Below are 18,018 nucleotides of genomic sequence, written 5' to 3'. Positions count from 1 at the left end.
AGTTGTCTTTGGTCGTGCTAGCTTAATGTCACTCGTTTTTTGCGTGGGTAAAACGCCTGTCAGAACATAGAGTTGGCGCCACGTGTTAAAGGCCTTTGAAGCCTTTGTTTTCAAGCATATTTTTATTAGAGGCACGGGATTACATGGAAATCGGTCTGCGCGAGTGGCTGATCGTCATCGGCATCATTGTCATTGCCGGTATTCTTTTCGACGGCTGGCGCCGCATGCGCGGCGGCAAGGGCAAGTTGAAATTCCGTCTGGACCGCAGTTACTCCAATGTGGCGGACGATGAGGGTGGCAGCGCCGAGGTGCTCGGCCCTTCCCGCGTGCTGGATAACCACAAGGAGCCTGAGCTGGACGAAAGCGACTTGCCGTCGCTCAGCGCGTCGGGCCGCGACCGCGAACGCGAAGTGAAGCCGGTCAAAGCCAGCAAGCGTCCCAAGCGTGCCGCAGCGGCGGCAGATGCCCCGCGTGGCGACCTGGGCCTTGCCGCCGAACCCCGCGAAGCGGACCTGTTTGCCGACAGCGATGACGACTTCGCCGCGGACAATACCCGCAACACGTCCACCGCGCCTGCCAACACCAGCGTGAAGGAGCTGCCGCCTGCCGAAGAGGTGCTGGTGATCAGCGTTATCTCCCGCGACGACGGCGGCTTCAAAGGCCCGGCATTGTTGCAGAACATTCTGGAAAGCGGCCTGCGCTTTGGCGAAATGGACATCTTCCACCGCCACGAAAGCATGGCCGGTCACGGTGAAGTGCTGTTCTCCATGGCCAACGCCGTGAAGCCAGGCGTGTTCGACCTGGATGACATCGACCACTTCAGCACCCGTGCCGTCAGCTTCTTCCTGGGGCTGCCAGGCCCTCGTCACCCGAAGCAGGCCTTCGACGTGATGGTGGCCGCAGCACGCAAGCTGGCCCACGAACTCAACGGCGAGCTCAAGGACGACCAGCGCAGTGTGCTGACCGCCCAGACCATCGAGCACTACCGCCAGCGCATTGTCGAGTTCGAGCGCCGGGCGCTGACCCAGAAGCGCTGATGTGCCCAAGTGGATAGGTCTGGCCAAGCCCTGTCCACCCTGTTTCAAGTGCAAGAGCAGCCCAGTGCTGCTCTTTTGCTTTGCAAGAGATCCTGAAAATGACCGCCGAAACCCGTATCCACGAACTGCGTGCCGAGCTCGACCAGCACAACTACCGCTATTACGTGCTCGACGAGCCCAGCGTTCCCGATGCCGAATACGACCGCCTGTTCAACGAGCTCAAGGCGCTTGAGGCCGATAACCCGCACCTGGTCACCCCCGACTCGCCTACCCAGCGCGTCGGTGGGGCGGCACTGGCTGCATTCAGCCAGGTGCGTCACGAAGTGCCCATGCTCAGCCTGGGCAACGCTTTCGAAGAGGCTGACCTGCGTGAATTCGGGCGCCGCGTGGTGGAGGGCCTCGACCTGCCCGGTGCGGTGGATTACAGCTGCGAACCGAAGCTGGACGGCCTGGCAGTCAGCCTGCTTTACCGGGATGGTCACCTGGTGCAGGGCGCAACCCGGGGCGATGGCACTACCGGCGAGGATATCAGCGCCAACGTGCGCACCGTGCGCAACATTCCCCTCAAGCTGCAGGGCCAAGGCTGGCCAGCCGTGCTTGAGGTGCGTGGCGAGGTGTTCATGAGCAAGGCCGGCTTCGACCGGCTGAATGCGACCCAGGCCGAGGCCGGGGGCAAGACTTTCGCCAACCCGCGCAACGCCGCTGCTGGCAGCCTGCGCCAACTGGATTCGAAAATCACTGCCAGCCGGCCCCTGGAGTTCTGCTGCTATGGCGTTGGCCAGGTGGCTGCACCCATCGCCGACAGCCATATCGGCACGCTTGAGCAGCTCAAGGCCTGGGGCCTGCCCATCAGCCGCGAGTTGCGCCATGCAGCAGGCATCGAGCAGTGCCTTGAGTACTACCGCGACATTGGTGAGCGGCGCAATAGCCTGCCCTATGAAATCGACGGCGTGGTGTTCAAGGTCAACAGCTTGGCCAGCCAGCGCGAGCTGGGGTTCCGCGCGCGTGAGCCGCGCTGGGCCATCGCCCACAAGTTCCCCGCCATGGAGGAGCTCACCGAGGTGCTGGACGTCGAGTTCCAGGTGGGGCGTACGGGGGCGGTGACGCCGGTGGCGCGCCTGAAACCGGTGAAGGTGGCTGGTGTGACGGTGTCCAACGCCACCCTGCATAACATGGACGAGATCGCCCGCCTGGGCTTGCGCATCGGCGATACCGTCATCATCCGGCGTGCCGGGGACGTGATCCCTCAGGTGATGCAGGTGGTGCTGGAGCGCCGCCCCGAGCACGCCCGCCCGGTGCAGGTGCCCAGCCAGTGCCCGGTGTGTGGGTCGCAGGTGGAGCGCACCCAGTTGGTCAAGCGCAGCAAGGGCAAGGAAACCACCAGCGAAGGTGCGGTGTACCGCTGTGTCGGCCGCCTGGCCTGCGGTGCCCAGCTCAAGCAGGCGATTATCCATTACGTTTCGCGCCGCGCCATGGACATAGACGGCCTGGGCGAGAAGAGCGTCGAGCAGCTGGTGGACGAAGGCCTGATCGCCTCGCCTGCAGACCTGTACAAGCTGGAGTTCGACCAGGTGGTGGGCCTGGAAGGCTTTGCCGAAGTGTCCAGCAAAAAACTGCTGGATGCCATTGCAGCCAGCAAGCAACCCACCCTGGCACGCTTCATCTACGCCCTTGGCATTCCGGATGTGGGCGAGGAAACCGCCAAGGTGCTGGCCCGTTCGCTGGGCAGCCTGGCGCGCGTGCAGCAAGCCTTGCCGCAGGTGCTTACCTACCTGCCTGATATCGGCCTGGAGGTGGCGTATGAAATTCACAACTTCTTTGAAGACGAGCACAACCAGAAGGTTATCCAGCAACTTCTGGACAGTGGTATGCAATTGCAGGATGAAGGTGAGTTGGCTGCCGAGTTTGCCGCCAGCACCACACTTGCCGGCCTGATTGCCAAGCTGGACATTGCCTCCGTTGGCCCAACCGGGGCTGAAAAGCTGGTGGCCAAGCTCGATAGCCTGGACAAGATCATCGCCGCCGACGGTATCGACCTGCGCCAGGCGCTCAATACCAAACAGGCTGACGCTGTGCGTGAGTTTTTCCGTGATGCTGCCAATCAGCAATTGGCCCGCGATATCGAAGCCCAGTTGCTGGCCTTCGGCATGCATTGGCACAGCGAGAAGAAAGTGGCAGAAGGCTTGCCGCTGGCCGGTCAAACCTGGGTGCTCACCGGTTCCCTCGAGCGCATGAGCCGGGACATTGCCAAGGACAAGCTGGAGAGCCTGGGGGCGAAGGTGGCAGGCTCCGTCTCTGGCAAGACCCACTGCGTGGTCGCAGGCCCCGGTGCAGGCTCCAAGCTGGCCAAGGCCAGCGAGTTGGGGCTCAAGGTGCTGGATGAAGATGCGTTCGTGGCGTTTTTGGCCGGGCACGGTATAACGGCCTGATAATCCCAAGCTGCCTCACTCCGCCCCCGTAGGAGCGAGCGCAGCTCGCGATGCGCCGCGCGGGCGGCGCTCGATCTCCCAGGCGCTGCACCTGGAAAGGCGAACACCCGCCAGCCCAACCGCATTCTGCCGGTGGAGGGTCCGGGGCAGAGATTGCATCAGGGCCGCCAGGTGTTCGCCGCAACATGATCTGCGCCTATGAGACCGAGCGCCGCGCGGGCGGCGCTCGATCTCCCAGGCGCTGCACCTATAAAGGCGAACACCCGCCAGCCCAACCGCATTCGTCGGTAAATCACCGTGAGGCCCCTAGAGTCATCTAGAAATTTCGGTTGTCCATGCTTGTACATACAAGTAAAGATGTGTTTGTATACCCGCCATGCCCCATCTGCCCGCGGACGACCGCAGAGGACCTTCCCGTGACCGACAACAACAAATACCGTGACGTTGAAATCCGTGCCCCCCGTGGCAACAAGCTCACCGCCAAGAGCTGGCTGACCGAAGCCCCGCTGCGCATGCTGATGAACAACCTGGACCCCCAAGTGGCAGAAAACCCCAGGGAACTGGTGGTTTACGGCGGCATTGGCCGTGCTGCGCGCAACTGGGCCTGCTACGACAAGATCGTCGAAACCCTCACCCGCCTGGAAGACGACGAAACCTTGCTGGTGCAGTCGGGCAAGCCCGTGGGTGTGTTCAAGACCCACAGCAACGCGCCCCGCGTGCTGATCGCCAACTCCAACCTGGTCCCGCACTGGGCCAATTGGGAACACTTCAACGAGCTGGATGCCAAGGGCCTGGCCATGTACGGCCAGATGACCGCCGGCAGCTGGATCTACATTGGCAGCCAAGGCATCGTCCAAGGTACTTACGAAACCTTCGTCGAAGCAGGCCGCCAGCACTATGGCGGCAGCCTCAAAGGCAAATGGGTGCTTACCGCCGGCCTGGGCGGCATGGGCGGTGCTCAGCCCCTGGCCGCTACGCTGGCCGGCGCCTGCTCGCTGAACATCGAATGCCAGCAGAGCCGTATCGATTTCCGCCTCGAAACCCGCTATGTGGATGAACAGGCCATCGACCTGGACGACGCCCTGGCCCGTATCGCCCGCTATACCGCCGAGGGCAAGGCCATTTCCATCGCCCTGCATGGCAACGCGGCTGAAATTCTGCCCGAGCTGGTGAAGCGCGGCGTACGCCCGGACATGGTCACCGACCAGACCAGCGCCCACGACCCGCTCAACGGTTACCTGCCCGCAGGCTGGAGCTGGGAGCAATACCGTGACCGCGCCCAGACCGAGCCGGCTGCCGTGGTCAAGGCGGCCAAGCAGTCCATGGCCGTGCATGTGCAGGCCATGCTCGATTTCCAGAAGCAGGGCATTCCCACCTTCGACTACGGCAACAACATTCGCCAGATGGCCAAGGAAGAGGGCGTTGCCAATGCCTTCGACTTCCCAGGCTTCGTCCCGGCCTACATCCGCCCGCTGTTCTGCCGCGGCATCGGCCCGTTCCGTTGGGCCGCGCTGTCTGGCGATGCCCAGGACATCTACAAGACCGATGCCAAGGTCAAGGAACTGATCCCCGACGACGCCCACCTGCACCGCTGGCTGGACATGGCCCGCGAGCGCATCAGCTTCCAGGGCCTGCCAGCCCGCATCTGCTGGGTGGGCCTGGGCCTGCGCGCCAAGCTGGGCCTGGCGTTCAACGAAATGGTCCGCAGCGGCGAGTTGTCGGCGCCCATCGTGATTGGCCGCGATCACCTGGACTCCGGCTCGGTAGCCAGCCCCAACCGCGAAACCGAAGCCATGCGCGACGGTTCCGATGCCGTTTCCGACTGGCCGCTGCTCAACGCCCTGCTCAATACGGCCAGCGGTGCCACCTGGGTATCGCTGCACCACGGGGGCGGCGTTGGCATGGGCTTCTCCCAGCACTCCGGCATGGTCATCGTGTGCGACGGCACCGATGAAGCCGCCGCCCGCATCGCCCGGGTGCTGGCCAACGACCCTGGCACCGGCGTAATGCGCCATGCCGATGCTGGCTACGACATCGCCATCGACTGCGCCCGCGAGCAAGGTCTGGACCTGCCGATGATCACCGGCTGACCGCCACGCTTTGGCTCGCACCCTTCGCGGGTGATACTGAACAACAAGAAGGGGCACGCCGGCGCCGACAGACACGCCCGCCATGCCCCGCGACTGGAGTAGCAACGTGACCCAACTTACCCTCAAGCCCGGCGCCCTGACCCTTGCCCAGCTGCGCGCCATTCATGACGCGCCCGTACGCCTGCAGCTCGACCCAGGGGCTGCGGCCGGTATCGACGCAAGCGTGGCCTGTGTCGAACAGATCATTGCCGAAGACCGCACCGCCTATGGCATCAACACAGGTTTCGGCCTGCTGGCGTCCACCCGCATCGCCAGCCACGATCTGGAAAACCTGCAGCGCTCGCTGGTGCTGTCCCATGCCGCCGGGGTTGGCGCACCGCTGGACGATGCCCTGGTGCGGCTGATCATGGTGCTGAAGATCAACAGCCTCAGCCGCGGCTTCTCGGGTATTCGCCGCAAGGTGATCGATGCGCTGATCGCCCTGGTGAACGCCGAGGTGTACCCCCACATTCCGCTGAAGGGTTCGGTAGGTGCTTCCGGTGACCTGGCGCCATTGGCGCACATGTCGCTGGTGCTGCTGGGCGAGGGCAAGGCCCGTCACCACGGCCAGTGGTTACCCGCAACTGAAGCGCTGGCCGTTGCCGGCCTTGAGCCCCTGACCCTGGCGGCCAAAGAGGGCCTGGCCCTGCTGAACGGTACCCAGGCCTCCACCGCCTACGCCCTGCGGGGTCTGTTCCATGGCGAAGACCTGTATGCGGCTGGCATCGCCTGTGGTGCCCTGAGCGTCGAGGCTGCGCTGGGTTCGCGCTCGCCGTTCGATGCCCGTATCCATGAGGTGCGCGGCCAGCGCGGGCAGATCGATACGGCAGCCTGCTTCCGCGACCTGCTGGGCGAAGCCAGCGAGGTTTCGCTGTCGCACAAGAACTGCGACAAGGTCCAGGACCCTTACTCGCTGCGATGCCAACCGCAGGTCATGGGAGCCTGCCTTACCCAGTTGCGCCAGGCCGCCGAGGTGCTGGGTGTCGAGGCCAACGCCGTATCGGACAACCCGCTGGTGTTTGCCGCCGAAGGCGACGTGGTTTCCGGGGGTAATTTCCACGCCGAACCGGTAGCCATGGCCGCCGACAACCTGGCCCTGGCCATTGCCGAAATTGGCTCGCTCAGCGAACGCCGCATCTCGCTGATGATGGACAAGCACATGTCCCAGCTGCCGCCGTTCCTGGTGGAAAACGGCGGGGTCAACTCGGGCTTCATGATCGCCCAGGTGACCGCAGCGGCACTGGCCAGCGAAAACAAGGCGCTGTCGCACCCGCACAGTGTCGACAGCCTGCCGACGTCTGCCAACCAGGAAGACCACGTGTCCATGGCCCCGGCAGCCGGCAAGCGCCTGTGGGAGATGGCCGAAAACACCCGTGGGGTGCTGGCGATCGAGTGGCTGGGTGCGTGCCAGGGGCTGGACCTGCGCAAGGGCCTGAAGACCTCGGCCAAGCTGGAGCAGGCCCGCCAGGCGCTGCGCAGCGAAGTACCGCACTATGACCGTGACCGTTTCTTCGCGCCGGACATCGAAAAGGCTGTGGAACTGTTGGCCAAAGGCAGCCTGACCGGTTTGCTGCCGGCGGGGGTACTGCCCAGCCTGTAATGCCTGAGGGGCTGCGCAGCAGCCCCGTGCCCTCACGACCACAAAAACAATTCAAGGACGTGACATGCAACAAGCTCAAGGTCTCAAACGCGGGCTCAGTGCCCGCCACATCCGTTTCATGGCCTTAGGTTCCGCCATCGGTACCGGCCTGTTCTACGGCTCCGCTTCTGCCATCCAGATGGCCGGCCCTGCCGTGCTGCTGGCCTACCTGATCGGCGGCGCAGCGGTGTTCATGGTCATGCGCGCCCTGGGTGAAATGGCCGTGCACAACCCCGTGGCCGGTTCCTTCGGCCATTACGCCAGCACGTACCTGGGGCCCATGGCGGGCTTCATCCTCGGCTGGACCTACGCCTTCGAGATGGTCATCGTGGCCATCGCCGACGTGACCGCCTTCGGTATCTACATGGGCTTCTGGTTCCCGGAAGTAGCCCGCTGGATCTGGGTGCTGGGCATTGTCTTCCTGATCGGCGGCCTGAACCTGTGCAACGTCAAGGTCTTCGGCGAGATGGAGTTCTGGCTGTCGCTGCTCAAGGTCGGCGCCATTATCGCCATGATCCTGGCAGGCCTGGGCATCATGGCGTTCGGCTTCAGCCAGGTGGGTAGCGGCCATGCGGTTGGCCTCGGCAACCTGTTCGACCATGGCGGCTTCATGCCCAATGGCGTAGGGGGCCTGATCGCTTCTTTCGCGGTGGTGATGTTCGCGTTTGGCGGCATCGAGATCATCGGCGTGACCGCAGGCGAGGCCAAGGACCCGCAGCGGGTGATCCCCAAGGCGATCAACGCGGTGCCGCTGCGCATCCTGCTGTTCTACGTGCTCACCCTGTTCGTGCTGATGTGCCTGTACCCCTGGCCGCAAATCGGTAGCCAGGGCAGCCCCTTCGTGCAGATCTTCAGCAACCTGGGGATCGGCTCTGCAGCAGCGGTGCTGAACATCGTGGTGATCTCTGCGGCGGTGTCTGCCATCAACAGCGACATCTTCGGCGCGGGCCGCATGATGTATGGGCTGGCCCAGCAAGGCCATGCACCACGCGGGTTCAGCCACCTGTCCCGGCACGGCGTACCCTGGATGACCGTAATGGTGATGGGCGCTGCGCTGCTGATCGGCGTGCTGTTGAATTACCTGATCCCGGAAAACGTGTTCCTGCTGATTGCTTCCATCGCTACCTTCGCCACGGTGTGGGTCTGGCTGATGATCCTGGTGACCCAGGTTGCCATGCGCCGGCGCATGAGCCGTGAGCAGATGGCCAAGCTCAAGTTCCCGGTACCGTTCTGGCCCTACGGCCCGGCCATGGCGATCGCGTTCATGGTGTTCATCTTCGGTGTGCTTGGCTACTTCCCCGACACCCAGGCGGCATTGCTGGTCGGGCTGGTGTGGCTGGTGTTCCTGGTGGCGTCCTACCTGCTGTGGTGCAAGCCGCGCGCCGGGCAGGGCAGGCCGGTTGCGGAACGTGCCGAACTGCACCGTTAGCAAAGGAGACTGTACATGAGAACCCTCTGGCAGCACTGCCACGTGGCAACCATGGTCGACGGCCATTATTCGGCGGTCGAAGACGCAGCCATCGTCACCTGTGATGGGCTTGTGGAATGGGTGGGCCCCAAGGCCGAGCTGACCGCGCCCATGCCCGAGCGCACGGTGGACCTGGGCGGTGCCTGGGTGACGCCTGGGCTTATCGACTGCCATACCCATGCCGTGTTTGGCGGTAACCGCAGTGGCGAGTTCGAGCAGCGTCTGAAAGGCGTGAGTTACGCCGAAATTGCCGCCCAGGGCGGGGGTATCGCCAGTACGGTGCGTGCCACCCGGGCGGCCAGTGAAGAGGCGCTGTTCGCCAGCGCCCGTCAGCGGGTCGTGGCCCTGATGCGTGACGGCGTGACCACCCTGGAAGTGAAGTCCGGCTACGGCCTTGACCTTGCCAGCGAGCGCAAGATGCTGCGCGTGGCCAGGCGCCTGGGGCAGGCGTTGCCGCTGACCGTGCGCGCTACCTGCCTGGCCGCACACGCACTGCCGCCCGAGTACAGTGGCAGGCCTGATGATTACATCACGCACATCTGCGAGCACATGCTGCCGGCGTTGGCTGCCGAAGGCCTGGTGGATGCGGTGGACGCCTTCTGTGAACACCTGGCGTTCTCGCCCGCCCAGGTAGAGCGCGTGTTCATCGCGGCGCGCGAACTGGGCTTGCCGGTCAAGCTGCATGCCGAGCAACTCTCATCGTTGCACGGCTCCAGCCTGGCCGCCCGCTACCAGGCGCTGTCGGCCGATCACCTGGAGTTCATGACCGAAGAGGACGCCATCGCCATGGCGGCCGCCGGAACGGTCGCGGTGTTGCTACCCGGGGCGTTCTACTTTCTGCGGGAAACCCAGTTGCCGCCGATGGCTGCATTGCGCCGCCACGGTGTGAAGATGGCCCTGGCCACCGACCTGAACCCGGGTACTTCGCCCGGGTTGTCACTGCGCCTGATGCTGAACATGGGCTGCACCTGCTTTGGCCTCACACCTGAAGAGGCCCTGGCTGGTGTCACCGTGCACGCCGCCACCGCGCTGGGCCTTGGCCACAGCCATGGCACGTTGCAAGCGGGCAAGGTGGCCGACTTCGTGGCCTGGCACATCGAACGCCCCGCCGACCTGGCCTACTGGCTGGGCGGCGACCTGCCCAAGCGCATCGTGCGCAGCGGGCAAGAAATCACCCATTGAGCGAGGCCCCATGGAACAGGTACTGAGTTTTCACCAAGGCCGCCTGCCGCTGTTGATCAGCATGCCCCATGCCGGCCTGCGCTTGAGCAGCGCGGTGCGCGACGGGCTGGTCGATGCAGCGCAAGGCTTGCCGGACACCGACTGGCATATCCCCAGGCTGTACGGCTTTGCCCAGGAAATGGGCGCCAGTGTGCTGGCGGCGGAGTACTCACGCTTCGTTATCGACTTGAACCGCCCGCAGGATGACAAGCCGTTGTACGCCGGGGCTACCACTGGCCTGTTCCCCGCGACGCTGTTCGACGGCCAGCCCCTGTTCAAGGACGGGCTGGCACCTACCGCCGAGCAACGCCAACAGTACCTGGAGCAGGTCTGGCAGGCGTACCACGGCACATTGCAGCGCGAGCTTGAGCGCCTGCGCGCGCAGTTTGGCTACGCCCTGCTGTGGGATGCCCACTCGATCCGCTCATGCATCCCCCACCTGTTCGATGGCACGCTGCCGGATTTCAACCTCGGCACCTTCAATGGCGCCAGTTGCGATGCCGCCCTTGCGCAACAGCTGGAAGCGGTGTGTGCACAAGCCCAAGGCTACAGCCATGTGCTCAATGGCCGCTTCAAGGGCGGGCACATCACCCGTCATTATGGTGACCCGGCCGGGCATATCCATGCGGTACAGCTGGAGCTTGCGCAAAGCACCTACATGCAGGAGCACGCGCCTTTCGACTACCGCGAAGACCTGGCCCAGCCCACCCAACACGTGCTGCGTGACCTGCTGCAGGCCATGCTGGACTGGGGCCGTGCGCGGTACGGGTGTTAGCCGCGCCGCGCTTTCTAGGCTGCCCCACAAAAATTGGATAGGTGTCCAACTTTTGTGGGGCAGCCCAGTATGGCACCGGCTTCGCCGGTGTTCGCGGCTGAAGCCGCTCCCACACAGGTCCCTGCTAAATCAATATGTCATGTGCAGGTCCGTGAGCGCTTGCGATGAGTTGCGGTGCGTTACGTCTGATTGACCTGCGCAATCGTCAGGTCCCGCAGCAGTTCCAGCTCCTCTTGTACCGCGGCGGCCTGCAAGGCACCTTGCAGGTCCAGTTCCTGGGCCAGGGGATAGTCCAGGCTAGCCAGCGCCAGTACACGCTCGCGCAAGTGCGCCTGGATCTCGGCAAAGCGCTCGGCGTATTCGCCCCGCAGCCGTGTCGTCCAGTCATCGTTGGCCATCAGGTAGTCGATCAGCGGCTGGCCCCGTTCGCTGCGCCGTACTGCTTCCATCACTTCGGAAAGCTCGTCAGGGGCCAGGTTGGCCGCACTGCGAAAACGCATGCTGTCGGCGATCGGCAGGTCCAGTTCCCGTGCCAGCTCCCGGCGGTAGGCCAGGCGCACCGAGACCAGGTCACCCTGCCTGGAACGCTGGCTGGCCAGGCGTTCGAGCTGTTCGATACGGAACAGCTGCAGCAGGCGCTGGCGCATGGCCTGTAGCGTGTCGCCTGCCTCGATCAGCAGGCGTTGCCCCATTAGGTACAGCTCGATGTTGTTGAATTCCTGCAGCGCCCCGTCGTGGCACGTCTGTGCGCCGCTTTCAGGGTCGGGCAGGGCCGCTTCGGCAATCGCCTCCATCACCGGGCGTTCGCGTTCGTTGCCGGCCGCAAGCACCAGCATCATCCGCACCCGCTCGCAAAAACTGCCACGGGTACCCGGTGCTACATACGGTGCCGCGTTGCGCAAGCGGCCCACCAGGCGCAGCAGGGGGCTCCCGCCCAGGGTTTGCCAGCTGTCCTGCAGTGCTGTGTTCTGCGCTTCGCTGCCCAGCAGCCAGTCTTCCAGCCGGGGCATGTCGTCGCCCATCAGCGGGAAGTGCGGGTGGTCGAGTGAGCCTTCGCTGGAACTGTCCACCAGCATCAGGTTTTCCGGAATGTCCAGGGCGAAGGAGTAGCTGTGCTGGCTGTCCGAGAAGGTGCGCACGCGCAGGATGGTTTCCAGGGGCAGTGGGTTGTCGAACAGCGCAATGGAGGAAATCGGCATGGGGTTGTTCAGGTTCGAGAGAATGTGCTCGGGCAACTCAGCGATGTTGTTGTTGCTCAGGTCCAGCAGCTCCAGCGGCAGCAGGCTGTCGCACCAGTTTGGCCAGCCCTGCAGGTTCATGTTGGCCAGGGTCAGCGATTGCAGGTTGTGAGCCAGCCGGGTGGGCACCTGGGCGATGGCTGCCGAGCGGTTGCCGGACAGATCGAGCGATGTCAGGTGCTCCAGGCGGGCAAGGGTTTCCAGCATGGTCTGGTCAACCTCCAGCCCCATGTTGCGGAACTCCAGGTGGGTGAGATGGGGCAGGCGTACCAAGGTAGATGCCAGTGCCCCCGTGGCTTCCTGATGGCTGTCGATTGTGAGGCGCGTGATGTTGGGGAACCGGCTCAGCAGTTCATCGAGCTGCGCCGCGGACCCCTGCAGCCGCGTCAGGCTCAGTGCCCGTACCCGCTCGCCGAAGAACGGCGGCAGGCGCCGCGGAAAGTTGGCGATGGCGACGTCTTCCAATTGCAGGCGCAGGTAATGCTGCCCTTGTTCCTGCTGCTCCCAGAACTGCGTGACAGCTGCCTGTATGCGCTGCCTGTCTTCCAGGGCCGCCTGGGTCAGTGGGTTGCTGGAGCTGGAGGCCTGGGCCCAGCCGTCGATGGCGTCACGCATCAGTTGCCGCTCTTCGCGCAGGCGTGCCAGGCGTTCGGCCAGCGTCGCCGGTTGGTCGGTGCTGATGCCGGAGGCGTCCATACGCTCGTTCAGCAGCAAGCGCTGCAAATGGGTTTCGTTGATGGCGTTGCCTTGCAGCGAAATCACCGGCGGGCTGGTCAGGGCCTCTGCCTCGTTGAGCAGAAACGCAGGCAGTGCCCTGAGGTTATTGTCGCGCAGTGACAGGTGGGTGATGCGGGCCAGGGCGTCGCTGCCGACCCCAATCGGCCACTGGGAAAGCTGCATCTGGTTCAGCCCAAGGTAATCCAGGGTCAGCTCATGGAAGCTTGGGCTGTTGTTCTGCGCCAGGCGGTTGCCACTGAGGTCCAGGTAACGCAACTGGCCCAGGCCAGCCAGCAGGTTCACGTCACTTTCGGAAAGCGCCATGTTCTGGTTGGTCAGCACCAGCCGCTGCAAGCCCGGCAGTTGTTCGGCAATGGTGGGGATGCTGAACAGAAAAAACGAAGGCGTTGCCCTGGGATCATACGGGCGGGTGATTTCCAGCGACTCGATGTTCGGCATCTGGCGCAGCAGGCGTTGCAACAGGCGCTCGTTCTGCGCCCAGCCCGACAGGGCACCGGATGGCAGGTCGACCAGGCTCAGGCTGCGCACCTGAGCGTTGAAGAAGTCAGGCAGGGTCAGCGGTATATCGGCCAGTGGAACCTGGGTTACCCGTAGGTTGATCATGGGCGTGCTGCTGCCCTGCAACGCGGTGGCTTGCCAATGCTGCAGGATGGCCTCGCGCAGGTTGTCGTAACTGCGCGCAGCCTGATCGGAGGCCGGTGTGATGGCTTCGCCCCAGTCGTCCAGGCGGCTGATCAGTTCGTGGCGTTGTTCGAGCAAGGTCTGCAGGTGGTCGAGCATCTGCCGCTGGGATAGCCCCCTGCTGGCCAGCGCTTGCAGGGCCTGTTCAGCCGACCTGTCATCCGCGGCAAGGCCTGCTGCCTGCGCTGCCGTGAGCAATGCCTGGCGCCCCACGCTCTGTATGGCCGGGCCACCTCCTCCAAGGCGGTAACCCAGCCTGCCGTCGGCCAGGCGCATCGGCGAGCGATACCCGGGCCGCACGGGCTGCATCCCCAGCACCGCTCGTAGAGCGGCGCGGGGCAGTGGGGGGCGCTCCTGCAGCAACCGTTGCAGTGCTTGCGGATGGGCCACCCCCATCTGCGCCATGACCTGCGGCAATGCCTGGTGCAAGGCGGCATACAGGTTGCGGTGCAGCACGATCGCAGCATCTGGCTGGCTGTGTTCGTGAACGATGTAGCCGGCCCGTGCGTGGGTGATGGTGACGTGCGCCTCATCGCGTTCACCGCCCACCACATGTTCGGCTGCAGGCCAGGTGCTGCGCTGCAGCAGCCGTAGCCGTGTGCCGCCAGGCCAGCCGGGGAGCTGCACCAGGGTGTCGATGATCAGGCGGTCGCTGTCCCAGGTGCGCACGCACGCCAGATGAAGGCCCTCGTAGGCACGGGCCAGGCGTACCTGCTGCTGATACACGCGGATTTCTTCTGCTACACGCAGCGGTACTTTGCTGTGGGCCAGCATGTCGCGCTCGGCGCTGCTGAGCGCGGCTGCCACTTCTTCGCTCACCGCCTTCGGCAGCGCCGCATACGCTCGCTGGATGGCCTGGGCGTCGGCGCCTGTCGGGTTCCCAAGGGCCGCATAGGCTTCGCTGAAACGGGTGGCCCATGTGGTGGTATCGGCTTGCAGGCGTACGGACTGGTCCAGTTTGAAGCGTTGCAGGGTGTCTTGCAGCAAGGCCGGCAGCGGCAGTCTGTCTGCCAGCGACCGGCGCAACGCATCTTCGGAAACGCCGCTGACAGCAAGAATGCGGCGCAGGGTTGGTGCATCGAAGTGAGCGCTCAGATGCCCGGCGCGATGCAGCAAGGCGGTGCCCGACCAGTTGCGTGGCTGGTCCATGACGTGCAGCCATGCGCCAGCCCCGTTGTGCCGCAGGGGCGGCCGATAGCGGCGGGGCGTGTGTGGGTGCTCCACATGATAGTCACCCGTATCTGGCGAGCGGCCGACGGCATAGTGCTCATTCTCCAGAACCAGCCAGCTTCGGCCCTGGTAGTAACGCAGGCCGAGCGAGTCTGGCTCAAGCTCAGGCGGCAGCGGTTGCTGGCTGCGGTAGGGAGTGAGGTCCGGCTTCCACAGGCACAGCTGGCCGTCGGTTGTTTCGACTTCGTGCAGTTCCTCGATGAAGGAAGGCGTGGGCACCGGGGCGGGGGGGAGGCCCGGAGTGCCGCCTTGGCCCTTGATTACCTTGGCAGCGGCGGCAAAGGCGGCCATCGCGGCGACGTTCTCGACAACGTCCACCAGGTAACCGTAGGCAGTGTCGCGCTCGTCGTTGTGCCAGGCGTCGATCCCCTCGTACACCTCATGTGCCAGCTGGACCACGCATACAGCAAGCATCAGCTCGCCCAGGCCCGGGACGAAAAAGCCGGCGATGTTCAGTGCACCCAGTACTCGCCCGGCAATCAACTGCCGGTGCGCCTGGGCCGAGCGGCGGTCGACGATCTGGGTCGGGATGGCGTTGTAAAGCACGTCCATCTCATGGCGCTGGGCGCGCTGGAAGGCCATGGCGCCCTGGAAGGTATGGCGCAGGGGTTGGGCAACCGGATACAACTCGGCATGTGGTGTCGGCACCCGCTCACGTATGCCGCGCTCGCTCCACTGCAGGGGTGTCAGCCGGTCCCGCAGGCGGCTGATGGTAGAAGCCTGGTCACGGTCGGGTATGTGCCGGTCGAGGTAGGTGATGTCGGCCAGCAGCCGGTCACGCAGCGCCGAGTGCAACGCCTGGAGCGTCGGGAACTCCTTCAACGGCGTTGCCTCATCCTCGGGGATGTACAAGGCGACAGCCTGATGGCCGTCGGTGCGCAGTGTAACCAGCAGCACGCCGGTCAATTCGGTTTCCCAAAGCTGCACGAGGCTGAAGTGCACGCTGGCATTGGCCAAGGGCGGCTGGTCCAGGGGTACTCCCAGCGCGGCGGTATACAGCGCCTGGCTGATATCGCCCTTGAGCCTGGCGAAATGCAGTGCCTGGCGAAACGCCGACACCTGCGCATTGCCCAGGCAGCGGTAAACGGCCAGCGCCGCTTCATCGGACCCCGGGTAGTAAATGGCATGTAACCGGTCATGGTATTTGCCGCCGATATCCAGCGTGCGGCACAGCCCGGCGAAGTCCTCGGCAGGCATCGCCAGCGCGTTGGTGATGGGCACGCTGCCCATGTAGCGGCGGTGGTCGACGATGACCGATTTTTTCAGCATGCCGGCGGGTGCGTCCATCCCGCCAGGCTCGGCAGCGGCCCGGTCGAAGTTGTGCAGCGCACACTGCAGCAGCGAGCGGGTGGCGCGGTCGACGGCCTGGCGGCTGTCACCAGCCGTGGCGCTGTCGATCTGCCGCGCATCGATGAGGTAGGTGGTGCGTACGTCCAGCTCCAGCCCGAATCGCTGCTTGATGGCGTCGCTCAGCAGGTCACAGGCGAAGCGTTCCAGGTCGGGCAGTTGCGTGAACAGCTGTTGCACCTGCGCCTGATTGTCACGGTGGCGGGCGTGCTCTGCCTGCCACGCCCTTGCTACATCGGGGTGCTGGGCAAGCGCTGGCGTCAGCCAGGCGGGGGCGAGGTGCCAGTTGCGCATGGCCTGGTGGGTGGCCGGCGGTGCGGCCTTGAGCCAGGCAGGCACCTGGCGTTCAAGGGTGGCAGCGTGAAAGGTGGGTTGTTCGGTGGCTGCTGTTGGCATGGCGAGAGCCCTTCGGAGATGACAGGGCACTATCGCTGGCCGGTTGCGCCGGTAGGAGGTAGATATCTGTGGCCTGGTAGTGGCTCAGGTAAGCGGGGACGGTGCCGAAACTGCAATTCAGGTTTATGATGGCCCACGGCCGAACCATCCTCACACGGAGTGCGCAATGCAGACCCTCTACCCGCAGATCAAACCCTACGCCCGGCACGATCTGGCCGTGGAAGCGCCGCACGTGTTGTACGTTGATGAAAGCGGCTCGCCGGAGGGGTTGCCGGTGGTGTTCATCCACGGTGGGCCAGGCGCCGGTTGCGACGCTCAGAGCCGTTGCTACTTCGACCCCAACCTGTACCGCATCATCACCTTCGACCAGCGCGGTTGTGGCCGCTCCACGCCACACGCCAGCCTGGAAAACAACACCACCTGGCACCTGGTCGAGGACATGGAGCGTATCCGTGAGCACCTTGGCATCGATAAATGGGTGCTGTTCGGCGGCTCCTGGGGCTCCACCCTGGCGCTGGCCTACGCCCAGACTCACCCCGAGCGGGTTCACGGCCTGATCCTGCGGGGCATCTTCCTGTGCCGGCCGCAGGAAATTCAGTGGTTCTACCAGGAGGGCGCCAGCCGCCTGTTCCCGGATTACTGGCAGGACTACGTGGCACCGATCCCGCCCGAAGAACGCGGCGACCTGGTGGCTGCGTTCCACAAGCGCCTGACCGGCAGCGATCAGATCGCCCAGATGCACGCGGCCAAGGCCTGGTCTACCTGGGAGGGCCGTACGGCCACCCTGCGCCCCAACCCGCTGGTGGTGGACCGCTTCTCGGAGCCGCAGCGGGCGCTTTCGATTGCCCGCATCGAATGCCACTACTTCATGAACAATGCGTTTCTCGAGCCCGACCAGCTGATTCGCGATGTGCCTAAAATTGCCCATCTGCCGGCAGTGATCGTGCATGGTCGCTACGACGTCATCTGCCCGCTGGACAACGCCTGGGCATTGCACCAGGCCTGGCCCAACAGCGAGCTCAAGGTCATCCGCGATGCTGGCCATGCCGCCTCCGAGCCCGGTATCACCGACGCCTTGGTGCGGGCTGCCGACCAGATGGCCCGGCGCCTGCTGGACCTGCCCCTGGAAGAAGCATGAAAGGCCTGCTGCAGCGGGTGCGCGGTGCGCGCGTGGAAGTGGCGGGGCAGGTGGTAGGTGCCATCGACCAAGGGCTGCTGGTGTTGGTGGCCGTCGAGCCTGAAGATTCCCGCGAACAGGCCGACAAGCTGTTGCACAAGCTGTTGAACTACCGTGTGTTCAGCGATGAGCAGGGCAAGATGAACCGCTCGCTCAAAGAGGTGGGCGGTGGCTTGCTGCTGGTGTCGCAATTCACCCTGGCAGCGGATACCCGTAATGGCATGCGCCCGAGCTTTTCCACTGCGGCGCCACCTGCGCTTGGCGCCGAGCTGTTTGACTACCTGGTGGAGCGGGCCAAGGCCAGCCACCCCGAGGTTGCGACGGGCCAATTTGGTGCAGATATGCAGGTGCATCTGGTGAATGATGGCCCTGTAACATTAATGTTACAAATTTGAGGTTAAAAAACCCCTGTCCATTGGGAAAACAAGGGGTTTTGTACGATAAATAGTTGTTGCAGCCTGATGCGTTGTCACGCGACCTGCTGGATAATCGCGCGCTGCATGGGCCTGCGTT

The 18,018-nt window shown here is 64.3% G+C and carries 10 protein-coding genes; 9 read left to right on the top strand and 1 reads right to left on the bottom strand.

All coding sequences use genetic code 11. The features are described from left to right. Window positions 1-143 precede the first annotated feature (143 nt). The 7 genes from zipA (at window position 144) to hutG (ending at window position 10,698) form a co-directional block, all read left to right on the top strand. Complete coding sequence (zipA, locus tag IAE38_RS10330) at window positions 144-1,037, top strand: cell division protein ZipA (protein WP_201164653.1); 894 nt, start codon at window positions 144-146, stop codon at window positions 1,035-1,037. 98 nt (window positions 1,038-1,135) lie between these two features. Next, window positions 1,136-3,466, top strand: coding sequence for an NAD-dependent DNA ligase LigA (gene ligA, locus IAE38_RS10325; RefSeq protein WP_201217465.1), 2,331 nt, complete (start codon window positions 1,136-1,138; stop codon window positions 3,464-3,466). Between the two features lie 416 nt (window positions 3,467-3,882). Then, a complete protein-coding gene (hutU, locus tag IAE38_RS10320; RefSeq protein ID WP_201217464.1) occupies window positions 3,883-5,556 on the top strand; it encodes a urocanate hydratase in 1,674 nt (557 codons plus the stop codon). Between the two features lie 82 nt (window positions 5,557-5,638). Continuing rightward, window positions 5,639-7,195: a histidine ammonia-lyase gene (gene hutH, locus IAE38_RS10315; RefSeq protein ID WP_201212044.1), complete on the top strand. Its 1,557-nt coding sequence runs from the start codon at window positions 5,639-5,641 to the stop codon at window positions 7,193-7,195. Window positions 7,196-7,259: 64 nt separating this feature from the next. Further along, window positions 7,260-8,663, top strand: a complete 1,404-nt coding sequence (locus IAE38_RS10310; RefSeq protein ID WP_201217462.1) for an amino acid permease — start codon at window positions 7,260-7,262, stop codon at window positions 8,661-8,663. A gap of 15 nt (window positions 8,664-8,678) precedes the next feature. Then, window positions 8,679-9,884, top strand: coding sequence for an imidazolonepropionase (gene hutI, locus IAE38_RS10305; protein WP_201217460.1), 1,206 nt, complete (start codon window positions 8,679-8,681; stop codon window positions 9,882-9,884). A gap of 10 nt (window positions 9,885-9,894) precedes the next feature. Then, the gene (hutG, locus tag IAE38_RS10300; protein WP_201217459.1) at window positions 9,895-10,698 is read left to right on the top strand and encodes an N-formylglutamate deformylase; all 804 of its coding nucleotides are present in this window, start codon (window positions 9,895-9,897) and stop codon (window positions 10,696-10,698) included. A gap of 179 nt (window positions 10,699-10,877) precedes the next feature. On the opposite strand, the gene IAE38_RS10295 is transcribed toward hutG, so the two are convergent. After that, window positions 10,878-16,328 carry a dermonecrotic toxin domain-containing protein gene (locus IAE38_RS10295; RefSeq protein WP_236403827.1) on the bottom strand — a complete coding sequence of 1,817 codons (5,451 nt, stop codon included), beginning with the start codon at window positions 16,326-16,328 and terminating at the stop codon, window positions 10,878-10,880. 166 nt (window positions 16,329-16,494) lie between these two features. Here IAE38_RS10295 and pip point away from each other — a divergent pair, with 166 nt between their 5' ends. Together pip and dtd are read left to right on the top strand one after the other, a co-directional pair. After that, entirely contained in the window at window positions 16,495-17,466 is a 972-nt protein-coding gene (gene pip, locus IAE38_RS10290; RefSeq protein WP_060480761.1) for a prolyl aminopeptidase, read from the top strand. Then, a complete protein-coding gene (gene dtd / locus IAE38_RS10285; protein WP_201217457.1) occupies window positions 17,463-17,900 on the top strand; it encodes a D-aminoacyl-tRNA deacylase in 438 nt (145 codons plus the stop codon). The genes pip and dtd overlap by 4 nt, the downstream gene beginning before the upstream one ends. Window positions 17,901-18,018: the final 118 nt, after the last annotated feature.

This window comes from Pseudomonas sp. S32 (assembly GCF_016648095.1).
Lineage (GTDB): Bacteria > Pseudomonadota > Gammaproteobacteria > Pseudomonadales > Pseudomonadaceae > Aquipseudomonas > Aquipseudomonas parafulva.
This window is presented reverse-complemented; position numbering and strand designations above follow the sequence as displayed.

What these genes read in the sequence shown, in the direction of transcription:
- IAE38_RS10295 (WP_236403827.1), bottom strand. Translation starts at nt 16,328, where the DNA reads ATGCCAACAGCAGCCACCGAACAACCCACCTTTCACGCTGCCACCCTT.
- zipA (WP_201164653.1), top strand. Translation starts at nt 144, where the DNA reads ATGGAAATCGGTCTGCGCGAGTGGCTGATCGTCATCGGCATCATTGTC.
- ligA (WP_201217465.1), top strand. Translation starts at nt 1,136, where the DNA reads ATGACCGCCGAAACCCGTATCCACGAACTGCGTGCCGAGCTCGACCAG.
- hutI (WP_201217460.1), top strand. Translation starts at nt 8,679, where the DNA reads ATGAGAACCCTCTGGCAGCACTGCCACGTGGCAACCATGGTCGACGGC.
- hutG (WP_201217459.1), top strand. Translation starts at nt 9,895, where the DNA reads ATGGAACAGGTACTGAGTTTTCACCAAGGCCGCCTGCCGCTGTTGATC.
- hutH (WP_201212044.1), top strand. Translation starts at nt 5,639, where the DNA reads ATGCCCCGCGACTGGAGTAGCAACGTGACCCAACTTACCCTCAAGCCC.
- dtd (WP_201217457.1), top strand. Translation starts at nt 17,463, where the DNA reads ATGAAAGGCCTGCTGCAGCGGGTGCGCGGTGCGCGCGTGGAAGTGGCG.
- pip (WP_060480761.1), top strand. Translation starts at nt 16,495, where the DNA reads ATGCAGACCCTCTACCCGCAGATCAAACCCTACGCCCGGCACGATCTG.
- IAE38_RS10310 (WP_201217462.1), top strand. Translation starts at nt 7,260, where the DNA reads ATGCAACAAGCTCAAGGTCTCAAACGCGGGCTCAGTGCCCGCCACATC.